At 58.9% G+C, this 14,712-nt stretch carries 20 protein-coding genes; all 20 read left to right on the top strand.

The features are described 5' to 3' along the window. The first annotated feature begins 41 nt into the window (after positions 1-41). The 20 genes from H9529_RS18605 (at position 42) to H9529_RS18505 (ending at position 14,702) form a co-directional block, all read left to right on the top strand. Entirely contained in the window at positions 42-455 is a 414-nt protein-coding gene (locus H9529_RS18605) for a hypothetical protein (protein ID WP_190305753.1), read from the top strand. Further along, positions 452-994 carry a hypothetical protein gene (locus H9529_RS18600; RefSeq protein WP_143033594.1) on the top strand — a complete coding sequence of 181 codons (543 nt, stop codon included), beginning with the start codon at positions 452-454 and terminating at the stop codon, positions 992-994. The genes H9529_RS18605 and H9529_RS18600 overlap by 4 nt, the downstream gene beginning before the upstream one ends. After that, on the top strand, positions 991-1,665 hold the full coding sequence (locus H9529_RS18595; RefSeq protein ID WP_176847404.1) for a YdaU family protein: 675 nt from the start codon (positions 991-993) through the stop codon (positions 1,663-1,665). The genes H9529_RS18600 and H9529_RS18595 overlap by 4 nt, the downstream gene beginning before the upstream one ends. Beyond that, positions 1,649-2,065 carry a hypothetical protein gene (locus H9529_RS18590; RefSeq protein WP_190305752.1) on the top strand — a complete coding sequence of 139 codons (417 nt, stop codon included), beginning with the start codon at positions 1,649-1,651 and terminating at the stop codon, positions 2,063-2,065. Before H9529_RS18595 ends, H9529_RS18590 begins: the two co-directional genes overlap by 17 nt. Positions 2,066-2,131: 66 nt before the next feature. Next, positions 2,132-2,395 carry a hypothetical protein gene (locus H9529_RS18585; protein ID WP_092892984.1) on the top strand — a complete coding sequence of 88 codons (264 nt, stop codon included), beginning with the start codon at positions 2,132-2,134 and terminating at the stop codon, positions 2,393-2,395. Further along, positions 2,392-3,123: a hypothetical protein gene (locus H9529_RS18580; protein ID WP_143033548.1), complete on the top strand. Its 732-nt coding sequence runs from the start codon at positions 2,392-2,394 to the stop codon at positions 3,121-3,123. The genes H9529_RS18585 and H9529_RS18580 overlap by 4 nt, the downstream gene beginning before the upstream one ends. Before the next feature lie 11 nt (positions 3,124-3,134). Next, positions 3,135-3,404, top strand: a complete 270-nt coding sequence (locus H9529_RS18575; protein WP_092892166.1) for a hypothetical protein — start codon at positions 3,135-3,137, stop codon at positions 3,402-3,404. Positions 3,405-3,628: 224 nt separating this feature from the next. After that, a complete protein-coding gene (locus tag H9529_RS18570) occupies positions 3,629-3,829 on the top strand; it encodes a hypothetical protein (protein ID WP_092892168.1) in 201 nt (66 codons plus the stop codon). After that, positions 3,826-3,984, top strand: a complete 159-nt coding sequence (locus H9529_RS18565; protein ID WP_176847305.1) for a hypothetical protein — start codon at positions 3,826-3,828, stop codon at positions 3,982-3,984. Before H9529_RS18570 ends, H9529_RS18565 begins: the two co-directional genes overlap by 4 nt. Further along, on the top strand, positions 3,981-4,142 hold the full coding sequence (locus H9529_RS18560) for a hypothetical protein (RefSeq protein WP_176847307.1): 162 nt from the start codon (positions 3,981-3,983) through the stop codon (positions 4,140-4,142). Before H9529_RS18565 ends, H9529_RS18560 begins: the two co-directional genes overlap by 4 nt. A 231-nt stretch (positions 4,143-4,373) precedes the next feature. After that, positions 4,374-4,946 carry a terminase small subunit gene (locus tag H9529_RS18555; RefSeq protein WP_092892170.1) on the top strand — a complete coding sequence of 191 codons (573 nt, stop codon included), beginning with the start codon at positions 4,374-4,376 and terminating at the stop codon, positions 4,944-4,946. 5 nt (positions 4,947-4,951) lie between these two features. Next, positions 4,952-7,336, top strand: coding sequence for a hypothetical protein (locus H9529_RS18550; RefSeq protein ID WP_092892172.1), 2,385 nt, complete (start codon positions 4,952-4,954; stop codon positions 7,334-7,336). Then, a complete protein-coding gene (locus H9529_RS18545; protein WP_223814422.1) occupies positions 7,333-7,860 on the top strand; it encodes a hypothetical protein in 528 nt (175 codons plus the stop codon). The genes H9529_RS18550 and H9529_RS18545 overlap by 4 nt, the downstream gene beginning before the upstream one ends. After that, positions 7,847-10,084: a portal protein gene (locus H9529_RS18540; protein ID WP_223814421.1), complete on the top strand. Its 2,238-nt coding sequence runs from the start codon at positions 7,847-7,849 to the stop codon at positions 10,082-10,084. Before H9529_RS18545 ends, H9529_RS18540 begins: the two co-directional genes overlap by 14 nt. A gap of 1 nt (position 10,085) precedes the next feature. Next, positions 10,086-10,484, top strand: coding sequence for a hypothetical protein (locus H9529_RS18535; RefSeq protein ID WP_092892174.1), 399 nt, complete (start codon positions 10,086-10,088; stop codon positions 10,482-10,484). A gap of 14 nt (positions 10,485-10,498) precedes the next feature. Then, positions 10,499-11,548 carry a hypothetical protein gene (locus H9529_RS18530; protein WP_092892176.1) on the top strand — a complete coding sequence of 350 codons (1,050 nt, stop codon included), beginning with the start codon at positions 10,499-10,501 and terminating at the stop codon, positions 11,546-11,548. Between the two features lie 300 nt (positions 11,549-11,848). Then, positions 11,849-12,949 (top strand): N4-gp56 family major capsid protein, encoded by a 1,101-nt coding sequence (locus H9529_RS18520; protein WP_092892178.1) that lies wholly within the window; start codon positions 11,849-11,851, stop codon positions 12,947-12,949. Positions 12,950-13,019: 70 nt separating this feature from the next. After that, a complete protein-coding gene (locus tag H9529_RS18515) occupies positions 13,020-13,460 on the top strand; it encodes a hypothetical protein (protein ID WP_092892180.1) in 441 nt (146 codons plus the stop codon). Between the two features lie 82 nt (positions 13,461-13,542). Continuing rightward, the gene (locus H9529_RS18510; RefSeq protein WP_092892182.1) at positions 13,543-14,013 is read left to right on the top strand and encodes a hypothetical protein; all 471 of its coding nucleotides are present in this window, start codon (positions 13,543-13,545) and stop codon (positions 14,011-14,013) included. Continuing rightward, positions 14,013-14,702, top strand: coding sequence for a phage adaptor protein (locus tag H9529_RS18505; protein ID WP_092892184.1), 690 nt, complete (start codon positions 14,013-14,015; stop codon positions 14,700-14,702). The genes H9529_RS18510 and H9529_RS18505 overlap by 1 nt, the downstream gene beginning before the upstream one ends. Positions 14,703-14,712 lie beyond the last annotated feature (10 nt).

Here is a 14,712-nt window from a genome sequence, read left to right as displayed (position 1 = left end):
AAAGCCCCCGGTTCACGCCGGGGGTAATTCGAGGGTGTGTGATGCCAGCAAAATTCAACAAAGAAATCTTCGCCAAACTATGGTGCAACCACAAGGTGCCTACAGCGAAGATCGCCGAAACAATCGGCTTTACTCGTCAGGCGTGCGGCTGGCACGCAAAGCGCATGGGGCTGCCACCGCGCAGCACACTTCGCAGAACCATAGTCGATCCGACCTTGGCCAAGGAAATGTACCTGGCCGGTGTCAGCCTGTCAGAAATTGCACGATATTTCGGTTCAGACCACTCGCAAACGGTCGGCAACGCGGTCCGCAGAATGGGGCTGCCGAAAAGAGAGCGTGGCCCCTCTGGCAAGCACAATGGCGGGTGGAAGCCCACCATGCCGATCCGACAGTTCATCGAGGAGCGCATGGGCCAGAAGATGGCTGAATTGGCTATTCGGGAGCGGTCGAAGTGAAATTACCCCCGATGCGCATCATCCTGCCATGGCCGCCAAAGCAGGTGTTCCCGAATTTCATTCGGGGCAACCATTGGAGCAAGTGCCAGCCGCATATCAAGAGATACCGGGAAATAGCCCAAGTGCTGACCCGGGAAGCGATGCTGCGCAATGTCCACCACACACATGAAGGCGAATGGCAGCTGACAGGGCATTTCTTCGAACCCAACAAGATCCGGCGCGACAAGGATAACATGAAAGGCTCATTGAAGCACGCCCAGGACGGCATCGCCGCCGCAATGAAGGTCGATGACAGCAGGTTCAACATGGGTCACCAGTTCCACGGACAGTACCCGCCAGATGGGGGCGTCATCATCATAATCGAGGCCGTGCTTTCCGATGAAGAAAGACAAGAGGCCTTGATCGCGGCGATGACGGAGGACGCGAAGGAAATCATGACGCGCAGGCGGAAGCTGACCCGTGGCAGCGGCGCGCGGGTGGATGTGGTGCGCCCACCCCTGCACGTCTTGAAGGCAAAGGCGGGGAGGCGAAAATCTTGAGCCAAGACTACAACCCCAAGAAGGCGCGGACCAAGTATGCCTGCCCGATCTGGGTGGATGCTTTTGTGCGGGATACGATGGATTTGGCAGCCGACGAGTTCGGCGCCTATCACCTGATCCTCTATGCGATGTGGTCCCGCGAAGAACTGAACATGCCCGATGATGACCGCAAGCTGGCACGCTTGGCGCGGTGTTCACAGAAGATGTGGCGCGCGCGAATCCGGCCAGCGCTGGAGCCATTTTTCGATGTCGAAAACGGGTACTGGACCAACGTCAGACTGACCAAAGAAGCGACCAAAACAGAGAAGTTTTTGCGCGACCAAAGTGACCGGAAAAGGGGATCGGAGAACTCAGGGAACGCAGCTGCGTTCCCTGAGGGAACGCAGCAAGAGGCAGACAGTTCTGACATAAACTCATATAAGTCACTGAAAAATAACGATCAAGATGCAACCACGGAAACTACAGCGGACCATTCCGGGGAACAACCTACCCAAGAGACCAAGAGTCCAAGTATAAAAGAACCCCCCTTAGCCCCCCCAGGGGGGCGGGAAAAAGAGATCATAAATTTTCCACGAAAACCCAGAACCCAAGGCCGGGAACAAGAGGCAATGTTGAGGGCCAAGGAAATCCTCAGAAGCAAGGAGGCGAAACGAGATGCAGACGACCAATGATCAAGTCCTCGCATGGCTGGACACATTTTCACCCATCGCGTCGATGAAGGAAAATCCCGAAGCGCTGGCGCGCGAGATGGAAACCATCGCCGGGGTGTTCACACGCGAAACATCCGGGCCTGGAACCATCGACAAGACATTCCAGCATATCAAAATGACCAACACATCCCGCGCATGGCCAACTGCGGCGCAGGTCTACGAGGCATTGCGCGAAGTGAAGCGCGAGAAGACCGGCGAGAAAGTTATCGGCAGCCAAACCGGTGATCGGTTCAAGCTCGACGCCATCAACCGCTCGAAGCTCGAAAACGAAGTGATACCTACGGCAAAGCGATGGTTGGGCCAGTTCCCGGGGCTTCGCAAGCACGCGATATCAGTTCTGCTGGAACGAGCCGCTCATTGATGACAATGGCAAGGAATATGAACCATCCGGGAAGCTAAAAAAAACTGACCGCAGGAAGATGTACGCATGAGCAGCAAATTGCGTAGCGTCCGGGCCGTGGTCAACTTCGATGGCACGATCACCATGATAACCGGCATCTGGGGTGAGACCATCACAGCAGCCGATCTGCCCGGCCGCATCGAATTTTACGAGAAGCTGGCCGCCCGCTCCCACCCTCGGACCGGGGAGTCGCGCTATTGGGCCTCAACATACGAACCGAAGGTAGCCGCTCTGCGCCGCGCCCAGAAGATCCACGACAAGATGTTTTCAACAGAGAGGGAGGACGCATGAGTGTAGAGCCAATCAAGGGTGCGAGGGGAGAGAAGCTGGCCCGAGCAACCTGCGATGATTGCGGCACAACATACGAGTTCCGCGCAGCTCACGGGCCGTCAACGAAATTCATCAAAACCGGGAGGTGCAGCACGCGTGGCGTTCTGACTCTCGCAAAACTAAGCCAGGTGTCGACCAAACTCGAAAACGCTGGTTGGCAATCCATCCGCAAGAAAAACCTCTGCCCCAGCTGCGTCATAGCGCGAAAGGCCGAAAACGAAACCGATCAACCCACGGAGACGAAAAGCATGGATACGACGGTCACCAAAATGAAGCCAGCTGTCGCAAAAGAACAAGCCCCGCGCCAACCCACCCGCGAACAGAAGCGCGAAATCATGGGTATGCTGGATGTGTCGTATGACACCAAGTTGGGGCGGTACAAAGGGTCCGACACCGACAAAACGGTTGCTGAAGTTCTTGGTCAGGGCATCCTTTCCGGTTGGGTTGCAGAGATCCGCAAGGAATTTTTCGGAGAGGACGGCGGGAACGGCGAGATTGACGCACTGTCCGCTGAGGTGGCCACGATGGTGCAGCAAATTGAGAAGCATGAGCAAGCCGCTTTGGCCGCCGCCGCAGAGGCCCGCAAACATGCAGAGGCCGCCAGCCGCATCGGTGACAACGCCCGCAGCCTCGGTACCCGGATCGACCGGATCAAAGAAGCCGTCGGCCCGCGTGCCGCAAAGGCTTGAAGGAGCAATCAATGACAATCGAAGCCGAAAGCAACCACGCGATCTGGGTCCGGTGCAGCACAGGCAATGGCGATGTCATGCTGATCCAGATCGACGCCAACACCGGCAACTGCCTGATCGACGCCTACAAGGGGGGAGACGTGGACCCGGATCTGGAACCGCCGCGCACCCTCACGATCCCACGCGGCGAAATGCTGGCCCTCGGACACATGCTGATCGACATGGCAACGCGCCAAAAGCCCTTGATTTACCTTGGCTGGGACAGGGGTGAAGAAGAATGAGCCGCATGAGGATCATGACCAAGGGCTTTCCGGTGTGGGAATAGGCCGGGGGTGTATCTATCTCTGGGGGCTGTGGACTCAGGACCGGCGTTGGGAAAAACTTTCGCAGGCGCAAATTTGCGTTTAAGGGGTTACGCGTAACGATTTCACTTGCACGCCGTTACGTGTAATGCTATTGTTATCCTATAGGGCGGCGATGGTCGCGGCCCGCAGGAGTAGATAAAATGACCGAACAAGAATACGAGATGAACGCCGAAGCAATCGCCCTGGCAATTTGGGAAATCAGCACCGGGAACGGGCGCGATCTGGACGAAGACCAGCATGACAGTCACATGGCAAACTGTCATGCTGCGGTGGCGAACACCTACCAAGACGACATCAGCATCAAGGATTGGCATGACGCTACGCTGAAGGTGGTAGCATGACCCTGACGCGCCCACGCAAGGCGCGCATTCTGGAAGCGGCTGGCTTGCGATACGTCGCGGGCTGGCTTCCCCACGAAAAAGCAAAACAGGTTTTGCAGGAAATAGAGGAGGCGGAGTCGTTGGTTAATGCGGCTTTACCGAAGGTGTCGAAATGATCGTTATCAGCGCTATCGTGTTGGGCTTCGGCCCCATGGCCGCGAGCATGTATCTGACGGAGCGCTGGGGCTGGGGCTATGCCGCACGTGGCTTGTTCACCGGAGCCATGACGCTCATCGGCCTGTTCATGTGGCTGGTGATCTTCGCAAGGCCCTGATCGCCATCATCACAACCAAGACCAACGCCCGGCCATCGTGCCGGGCTTTTTCATGTCCGCATCCTGTCAATTTCGAAACAAAATCCAAAATTAAATCGCAAGCTAAACACAAGATGTAGTCGAAATAGTCCATTTATCGCGTACAGAGCCAAAGCGCCCAAATGATCTACATGTTGTAGTGACACCCAAAATGCTGCACATTATCCGCCATACAACGCAAGATGTGGTGTCATGGCAGGACTTTCAGACAAGCAAACCAAATTCGTTGATGAATATCTGATCGACCTGAACGCAACTCAGGCCGCAATTCGTGCTGGATACAGCCCAAAGACCGCATATTCGCAAGGCCAACGCCTGTTGAAGAAAGATGAAGTGCAGGCCCGCATCCAGGAACGCCGCAAAGACGCCCAGAAGCGCGCCGAAGTCACCCTTGATGATGTCCTGCTGGAATACAAGCGCATCGCATTCACCGGCATGTCGAAGTTCCTGCGCATCAGCCCGGACGGTGATCCCATCATCGACCTGTCAGCATGCACGCCGGAAGACCTAGACCTGTTGGCCGAAAGCTCGATCGAGGATTTCACCGAAGGCCGGGGCGAAGACGCGCGCGACATCCGCCGCGTCAAGATCAAGACCATGGACCGCCTCAAGGCCCTTGAGACCTTGGGCAAGCATCTGGGCATGGGTGACAAGGCCGCCAACGCCGCCGTCGACAGGCTGGCCGAGGCGGTCAAGGAAATCAGCCGCCGTGGTTCGGCCGCACCAATCTCAACCGCGCGTCCAAGCGGGAATAAGCAGCCTTGAACGCGATGGCAGCCATATCACTGGCCCATATCACGCCTGACTTCGTGCCCGACACCGAGGCCGACTTCCTCGCATGTCTGGAATCTTGGGAATGGCGCATCTACAGCGGCCAGCTCTACAAGATCATGGTCAAAGCCGAGGGTGATGACGGCGAAGGCTTCACCATGCCCTTCATCCCCAACGTCAACCAGCGCCGGTTCATTGAGGATCTGCACTACCGCAACGTGATCCTCAAGGCGCGGCAGCTTGGTTTTTGTCTCGACCCATCAACGCGCGTGCTGACAGCCAATCTCGAATGGGTTCGCATCGACAGCCTCAAGGAGGGTGATCAGCTTGTGGCCTGCGACGAGCATGTGCCGGGAGGCAGGGGCGCTGCACGTTCGATGCGCACAGCAACAGTACAGCGGACAGTCACGATGCAGGCGGAACGCTTCAAAATAACGCTTGATGATGGACGCGAGGTGATTTGCACCGCCAATCACCCGTGGCTCACTACCAAAGCAAGTGTTGGGACGAAATGGCGCAGTATCAGCGGTGACGGCAACAATGTCGTCGGCAGGATCAAGGTCGGAACAAAGATACGATCCATCGCAAAACCATGGGATGAACCGACATATGAAGATGGTTGGTTCGGCGGCATGATTGACGGTGAGGGAAGCATAGCAAAATCATGCTCGTCTGGCTGCGAAATCAACGTCTCACAGCGCAATGGTGCTGTCTGGGATAGGATGGTCGCGTATGCCCAGAGGCGCGGCTACAGCGCCCGGATAGAGAATGACACCGAACGAAAAACCAAACTGGGCAAGACACCAGTTCCGAAGCTTTGCTTCACACGGATGAATGAGCTTTTCCAGCTGGTTGGGCAAACACGGCCAAGCCGAATGATCGGGCGCGCTTTCTGGGAAGGCAAAGGCTTACCGGGCAAGCGGAATGCAAACAACGATGCATGGGCAACTGTCGTAGCCATTGAGCCAATGGGTATTGGCGATGTGGTCGATCTGCAAACCAGCACCAGAACCTACATTGCCGAAGGTTTGGTCAGCCACAATACCACCCTGATTGCAATCCTATGGCTCGACCACGCCCTGTTCAACTCCGACCAGCGGTGCGGCATCATCGCCCACAGCCTGGACGACGCCGAGGTGATCTTTCGGGACAAGGTGAAGTTCGCCTACAACAACCTGCCCGAACACGTCCAGGCCACGATGCCGCTTAAGCGCGAGACGGCCAAGGAATTGCTGTTTGCGCACAACAACAGTGGCATTCGCGTGGCCACCTCGATGCGATCTGGCACCATTCACCGGCTGCATGTGTCCGAGATGGGCAAGATCGCCGCCAAGTTCCCTGAAAAGGCCGTGGAGATTGTCACAGGCTCACTGCCAGCCGTCCCAACATCAGGCATAGCCGTGATCGAAAGCACCGCCGAGGGGCAGGAAGGCGAGTTTTTCGAGATAGCCAACCGCGCCGAACGGATCATGCAGGCGGGCAAGATCCCGAACATCACGCAGTTCAAGTTCCATTTCTTCCCTTGGTGGATGGAGCCCGGCTACACCTTGGACGACGCCGAGGGCATCACCGTCACCCCGGAAGACCACGACTATTTCGACACGATCCAGCGTGAGCAGCGTTGCACCATCCACCAGGGCCAGCGCCTCTGGTATGTCGCCAAGCGTGAAAACGATTTCAGCGGCGATCAGGAAAAGATGTGGCGCGAAATGCCCTCGACGCCCACAGAATGCTGGATGCAGTCGACCGAAGGCAAGTTCTACACCAAGCAGCTGGCCGCCGCGCGCATGCAAGGCCGCATCACTCGTATCCCGCATGTCACCAGTGTCGCTGTAAACACGTTCTGGGACATCGGTGCAGGCGATGGCAGCGGCATATGGGCGATGCAGCATATCGGCCCGCAAGAGCGGTTCCTGCGCTACTTCGAGGGGTGGAGCGAGGGCTATGCCCATTACGTCAAGATGCTGCGGGATACAGGTTGGATATTCGGTGTCCACTTCCTGCCTCACGACGCGATGCAGCAGCGACAGCTGGCCGACCGCGTTGGTTCGCCCCTCGATTTCCTGACAGAGCTGGCGCCTGACTGGCGTTTCCAGATCGTGCCCCGCGTCGAAACCATCCAGCACGGCATATCCATGACGCGCGAGGCGTTCAGCCGGGCCTATTTCGATGAAGAGGGCTGTGCGCCCGGCCTCAACCACCTCGAACTCTACGGCAAGAAGTGGAACGCGCGCCTCGGCACATGGTCTCACGAGCCTGAAAAGCTGGCCGGGCACTCAGAGGCCGCCGATTCCCTACGTCAATGGGCGCAGGGCTATGACCCCCGCCTGATCAACATCCAACGCAGACCGCGCCGACGCGCAAGAGGAGGCATGGCATCGTGACCCAGCTTATCATTCCCGGAAAAGTGCAGCAAAAAGCGCAGCATATCGACACCACCGACAGCGACGGCACCGAGGCATACCGCCACGCCCTCGACCTGACGGTAAATCACAAGGTCATCTCACGCGGCGACGTGCTGATCTATTGCACATGGCTGCGCAGGGCGGGGCAATGGGAAGCCTGTCTGGTTCTGGTGCCCAAGGGCGCGGTTCTTAGCGCTGAGCGTGTGGTGCCGTGCATCGTGCCCCTGTCGCGCGCCTACGCATGGGCGGAAGAGACGGGCGACTTTGGCGACTGCCTCATCAACGCGGGGTATTTCTGCGCCAACCTGGGGTTCAACCCGGTCAACCCCAAGAACCCCATGAAGATCATCGGCATCATCCGCGACTGCCTGCACGACCTGCTGACAATTCCGCCGCGGTATGAAGACGCCCCCAAGACCGTCACCGCCGAAATGGAAGTGACCGACAATGCCACAGGCAAGGTCAAAGAGATCGAAGTGAGCGATGATCATGGCGCAATCTGATCACAATGGCCCCAGCGCCATAGAATCCACCCCAAAGCGCAGCGCCAAAGCCCACGGACCAGAGGTCAACAACCGTTTCCTCTACGGCGATGACATGGCCAAGGTCGAGAAGAGCCCGCTCGACAGTGAACGGGTCAAGAACCTGCACACACGCATGGTCAGCCACTACCTGCGCGAGATGGACAGGCAGGCCGCATGGCGCACACGCATGGCACGCGATGAAGCGTTCTATGACAGCGACCAGTGGACCGCCGAGGACATCCAAATCCTTGAGGCACGCGGACAAGACCCATTGGTCATGAACGTCATCGCTCAGTCGCTCAACTGGATTATCGGCAGCCAGCGCCGCGCACGCACCGATTACAAGATCCTGCCGCGCCGCAAGGAGGCGGCAAAGGCGGCAGAGCGCAAGTCGCAGCTGCTGAAGTACCTCGCCGACGTGAACAAGAGCCGGTTCAGCGAATCCGACGCATTCGAGGAGATGACCAAGGCAGGCCTGTCGTTCATCGAATGTGGCGTCCAAGAAGATACCGACGGCGAACCAATCTACGACCGCTACGAGTCGTGGCGCAACATCGTCTGGGACAGCACGGCGACGGAGCGCGACATGAGCGATGGGCGCTACATGTTCCGCACCAAGTGGGCAGACCTTGACGACGCATGCGCCATGTTCCCCAAGCGCAAGCATCACATTGAGGCAAGCGCGTCCAGCACGTACGAATTTGGCGGCAGTGTCGATCGCTACGGCGATGATGCCATGGACAAGGCCGAGCAAGACAGCATCAGCGACAGCTATTCATCAATCGAACACCCCGACAGCCACCGTGAGCGCGTCAGGCTGATCGAGGCATGGTTCAAGGTGCCCGAACAGGAACAGGTGATGGGCGGCGGCGATTTCGCCGGTGAAATGTACGATCCCGACAGCCCAGGGCACGTCGAGCAGGTCGAAACCGGACAGGCCGAGGTGCGCACAAGGCTCACCTACCGCATCTACGTCATGGTGATGACCACGAAACACGTCCTGTGGTTCAGCAAGTCGCCCTATCGGCACAACCGATACCCGTTCACCCCGATGTGGTGCTACCGCAAGGCTGGCACCCGTGAGCCTTACGGCGTCGTGCGCAACATGGTCGACGCCCAGCGGGACATCAATAAGCGGTTCTCCAAGGCGCTGGCTATCCTGTCCAGCAACAAGACCATCATGGACGAAGGCGCCGTCCCTGACCTCGATGAATACGCCGAGGAAATCGGCAACCCCAACGCGGTTATCGTCAAAAAGAAGGGTTTTGAGCTCAAGATCGACGCCGACCGCGAGCTGTCTGCTGCGCACCTGAATGTCATGCAGATGTCTATCCAGATGATCCAGACGCTATCAGGCGTCACGGATGAGGCTATGGGCAAGACCACCAACGCCGTGTCAGGCAAGGCGATCATGGCGCGCCAAGAGCAAGGCAGCGTGTCCACGGCAAAGCCCTTCGACTCCCTGCGGGCATGCAAGCAGTACCATGGCGAGAAAAAGCTGTCTCTGGTCGAACAGTTCATGGGTGAGCCAAAGCAATTCAGGATCACGAACAGCCGGGGGCAGCCAGATTACGTCGAAATCAACGACGGTATGCCCGAGAACGACATCGTGCGCACCAAGGCCGACTATGTGGTCAGCGAGGACGATTTCAACGCCTCTATGCGGCAAGCGCAGGTGGCCGAGCTGATGGAGTTGATGGTGGGCCTCGCCCCCGTTGCGCCCCAAGTCGTCATGGTTCTGCTCGACCTCGTGGTCGAGGCTATGGACGTGCACAGCCGCGAGGAAATCGTCAAGCGCATCCGCGCCATCACTGGCATGGAAGACCCCGACGTTGACCCCAGCATCCCTGATCCTGAGCGCGAAGCTCGTGAGCAGCAAAAAGCGAAGCAATCCGAGCTGGAACAGCGCGCAGCCATTGCAAACCTCGAAAAGCTGGAAGGCGAAGCCGCCAAGGCCCGGGCCGTCGCCGACAAGGAATCGGCCAACGCCGCGAAGGTCTTGCAGAGCATGCCCGGCGAGACCGTCGAGCAAAAGCGCAAGGCGCTGGAACTGGCCCTCGCCCTGATCGCAGCGCCGCCGCTGGCCGTCGATACCGCAGATGTGCTGGTCGAGAACGCCGAGGCACCGATGCAACCCCCACCACCTCAAGAGCCACCGATGCCTGAGCAAGGCATGGCCCAGCCAATCGAAGGAGAAATGTGACGTGCTGGATTATCGGAACATCGAAAAACCCGCCCGCCTGAACAAGATCGAGGGATACGCGGTCTTCGCAGGACTGATCGGCCTGTTGGCTGTCATGGCATCAAATGCGGCTGGTTTTGTCGTCGCCACATGGGCAGGCGCTGCTGTCGCCGTTCCTGCCTTCGGCATCGGCTGGCTTGCCTCGCTGATCGCCCTGATCGGCGCCTACGCGATCCTGCGTCTGGACTGGTCGATCCAAGACATGAACTCGATCCAAACCGACGAAGCCTATGAGCTTTCCAAGAAGGTGCTGAAAACCCGCAGGTTTGTCGAGCGCTGGCAACTCTTCGTTGTGCTTCTTGCGCTGTCGCAGGTGCTGACCGGCGCGCTGCTTGTTGCCTCCACCATTAACCCAACCTGAAGGAGACCTTACCAATGGCTAAGGACCAACTCGACCATGATGAACTCAACGATGCTGATGATGTCGTACCTGTACTGGTTGACTACGACACTGCCGAGGCTGCGGAAGCAGATGCAGCCGATCAGGACATTGATCAGGACGCCGCTGAAAACGATGGCTACGACATTCGCGACGACCTGGACGACAGCAACAAGCATGTGCTGGGCCTCCTGTCCGATGAGGAGCTTGCAGCCCTCAATGACGACGAGGACGACGACGAAGGCGACGATGACCCGGATGCAGAAGCTGCCGGTGAAGAAGACCAACCCGAGGCCGAAGACACCGCCAAAGCGGATGTCGATGCCGAACAGGAAGCTGATGAAGGCCCGGATGCGACCGCGCAGGCACAGCCCGCACAGGTCGAACTGACAGCGCAGCAGCTTGCTGACATCAAGGCGGCCGAGAAGGCAGCACGCACCGCCGCCATGGAAAAATGGAAGGACGGCGAACTCACCGACGATGAACTGGATTCGGAGTGGGAAGCCGCCGCCGAAGCAGCGCATGCCAAAACCCAAGAAATCCAAAACCAGCATGTGCAGCAAAAAGCGCAGCAAGACTGGGACCAGGTTGTCGAAACCTTCCACAATGACGCGCGCAGCTACCTTACCGGGAACCCAGACCTCAAAAAGCCCGAACACATTGCCGAATTTGACCGGCATGTGAAGGCAGTCACCGCGTCGCCGCGCTACGACAATATGACCAACACCCAGAAGCTGGCAGCAGCCCACAAGCTGTATCTGGCAGAGGCGGAAACACTGGGCTTCGAGGCACCGCCTCTGGTCAAGGCACCCGCGCCCAACCCGAAGCCCGCAGCGGTTCCGGCGCCGAAACGCGCGGCAAAGCGCCCGGAGATTGTTCCCACCCTGAACAAGATCCCCGCTGCCGCCTCCAACTCCGAGGCAGATGGGAAGTATGGGCAACTGGAAGCCTTGATGGACACCGGCACCCCTGAGCAGATCGAAGCCGCAATGGCGCGGCTGTCACCCGATGAACGCGAGGCATTCGCCTCCATGGACCTTGGTTAAGCAAGAAAGGATCTGATCGTGGGGCTGACAGTGAAATTGAAACCGGGTGAGCGCGTGCAGGTCGGTGACAACATATTCATTACCTGCAAAGCGGATGGTGGGGGAACGGCCAAGGCATACGTTCAATTCGAGGCCCCACCAGAGGTGCGCATCACCAGACTGCCAGCCCCCGACAGGCCGAGAAGCGCAACATATAGTTGATTGTTGCGCATAAGACGCAAGATGTAGTATCGTGCGACCACACACACACAGGGCATGGACGTCCTCTCACTCTCTTTTCAGAGCAAGCGAGGACTCGTAATGGCTCAAACTATCATCCCGTGGGGCGATCCCAAAGCCCAGAAAAAATGGTCCAGCACCCTGGCAGTCGATGTGGCCGCCCAGTCGTACTGGGGCCGTAAGTTCATGGGCAAGGGGCAGAACAACATCATCGAAGAGAAGCTCGAAATCGCCTCTGATGCCGGTGATCGCGTTTCGTTCGACCTGTCCGTCCGTCTGCGCCAGCGCCCGACCGCTGGCGACAAGCGCGTGAAGGGCAAGGAAGAAAATCTGCGCTTCTACACCGACGAAGTGATCATCGACCAGCTGCGGCACCCCGTCAGCGCTGGTGGCCGCATGTCGCGCAAGCGCACCATCCACGACATGCGCAAAATCGCCAAAGATCGGCTGGCCGAGTACTGGAGGACATACCTGGATGAGCTGAAATTCATCTACATGTCCGGCGCGCGCGGCATGAACGAAGAGTTCATCGAAGGCGAGGACTATGCCGGTCACGCCGACAACCCGTTGCGCGCACCCGACTCCACGCACCACCTGTTCGGTGGTTCCGCGACGGCCAAGGGCAACATCACCGCGACGGACCGCATGAGCCGGAACCTGATCGAGCGGGCCGAAACCCACGCGCGCATGATCCGGTCCTATGACCGGGAAGCCACCGCGCTGATGCCGGTCAACATCGAAGGCTCTGACCGTTTCGCCGTGGTCATGTCGAAGTATCAGGAACACGACCTGCGCGTGAACGATACCGAGGGCTGGGTGAAGATCCAGGCCGACGCATCCAAGGCCGAGGGCCGCAACAACCCCATCTTCAAGGGCGCGCTTGGGATGATCAAGGATGTGGTTCTCCACGCCCATGAGAACGCCATTCGTTTCAATGACTTCGGGGCCGGGGCCAACCTGCCTGCCGCACGCGCGCTGTTCATGGGCCGTCAGGCCGGTGTCATCGCCTACGGCACCCCGGGCGGCATGCGGTACATGTGGAAGGAGGAAATGGAGGATTATGACAACGAACCCACGGTCGTGGCGGGTGTCATCTTCGGCTTCTCGAAAACCCGGTTCAACAACCGCGACTTCGGCCTGATCTCCCTCGACACCCACGCTGCGCCCCCGGTCGGCGTCTGATTGACATGAGGGCGGCGAGGTCAGACCCGCCGCCCTTCTCAACTCCAGCACCGCAAAAGGGGCAAACAATATGGCACTGAAGCAATCCAATATGGCGCAACTGCGCGAAACCACGCCGAGCGGCTATGTCAGCGGCGCGCGTATGGTTGGTATCGCAACCTACACCGTCGCCCAGGCATTCACCGCAGCCAGCGACAAGCTGGAATTGGCCGTCCTGCCCGCAGACGCCCGCCTTGTCAGCGCAGAGCTGATCGGGGTCGGTGTTGGCGCGATCACCGCCACCATGGGCCTGATGTCGGGCGAGGTCGGGGCCTCTGACAACGCGCGCACTGTTGGCAACCAACTGCTGGCCGCCGTCTCGATCAATGACACTGCTGCAAAGGCAACCACACTGGCTTGCCTGAATATCGCGCCCAGCAACGTGCATCGCTCCATCGGCGTCACGCTGTCGGGCAACGTCGCAGCCGGTTCGGCCAAGAAAATCACGCTGGTCCTCGAATACGTCTTCTGAGGCCGGGCAAGCATATCACCAAGCGCAAAGGGGCAGGCGGTTTGAACTGTCTGCCCCTTTTTTTCAACCAAGGAGACCAACCGTGAAGATCGAACTGAAAATCAAGCGGGCCGGTGGCACCAATATCACCATGGCCGACAACACCGAAATCAGCTTCAAGCCCGATGAAACCGGCGCACACGTTGCCGAGGTCGCGAACCCGAACCATGTGCAGCGCCTGCTGACCATCCCCGGCTATGTGGTCTATGGGACCAGCGAAGATCAGCCCGCACAGGGCCCAGTCGAGACCAAGAACGCAACCGAACCCGGTACCCCCAGCAATGTGTCACCCGAAGACGTCGCCCCGCCGACGCACCCGCACTCCGATGACCAGAAGGCCGATGATGAAGACGGCGTGTTCCTCTCGGATATGACCGATGAAGAACTGCTGGCCGAGCATATCCGCGTGGTCGGTGGAAAGCCGCATCACAAGGCCAAGCGCGAAACCATCATCGCAGCGATCGAGACAGCAGAAGACGCCGCTGAGGCCGCCAGCAAAGGGAGCGCCGCCTGATGGCTTTCCAAGCGCGCGACGTAATGCGGCGGGCAACCATCATGCTTCAGGATGGGGGTGGCGTCCGCTGGCCCGCCCCCGAGCTGTGCGACTGGCTCGATGATGGCGCCCGCGAGATTGCCCTGCAAAAACCCACTGCAACGGCATCGACCGCCGTGCTGGAGCTGGTTGAAGGTACCAAGCAAAGCCTACCGGAAGGGTATCACAAGCTGTTGGCCGTGGTCCGCAACGTCGCGGGCCGTGTGGTAACGCCCGCAGTGCGGGAGGTGTTCGATACCCAGATCCCCGGCTGGCATGATACCGCGGTACTTCCGTTCTCAGCGACCGTGATGCACGTCGTAGACGATATGTTTGATCAGTCGGTGTTCTATGTCGTGCCCGGCAACACCGGGACCGGCGAGGTGGAAGCGATTGTGTCGCGGCTGCCCGAGAAGATCACCCGTCCGAGCGGCGGTTCATCCATCCTCGATCTGGACAGCTACACCGCAGCTGTTGCCGTCCCTGACATCTACCAGAATGCCTTGGTGGATTATGTCTGCTACCGCGCCTTCTCCAAGGACATCAACGTGGCAGGCGCAGCGCAGCGCGCGCAAGCGCACTATCAGCTGTTCCAGCAAGCCCTTGGCATCAAGAGCCAGGTCGAGATGGCCCAGAACGTCGACACGCCGAAGTCGCGGTTCAGCCAATAAGGACGCATTG

It is taken from the genome of Roseicitreum antarcticum (assembly GCF_014681765.1).
GTDB classification, from domain to species: domain Bacteria; phylum Pseudomonadota; class Alphaproteobacteria; order Rhodobacterales; family Rhodobacteraceae; genus Roseicitreum; species Roseicitreum antarcticum.
The sequence above is the reverse complement of the archived record's forward strand: the minus strand, read 5'-3'. Positions and strand labels throughout refer to the sequence as shown.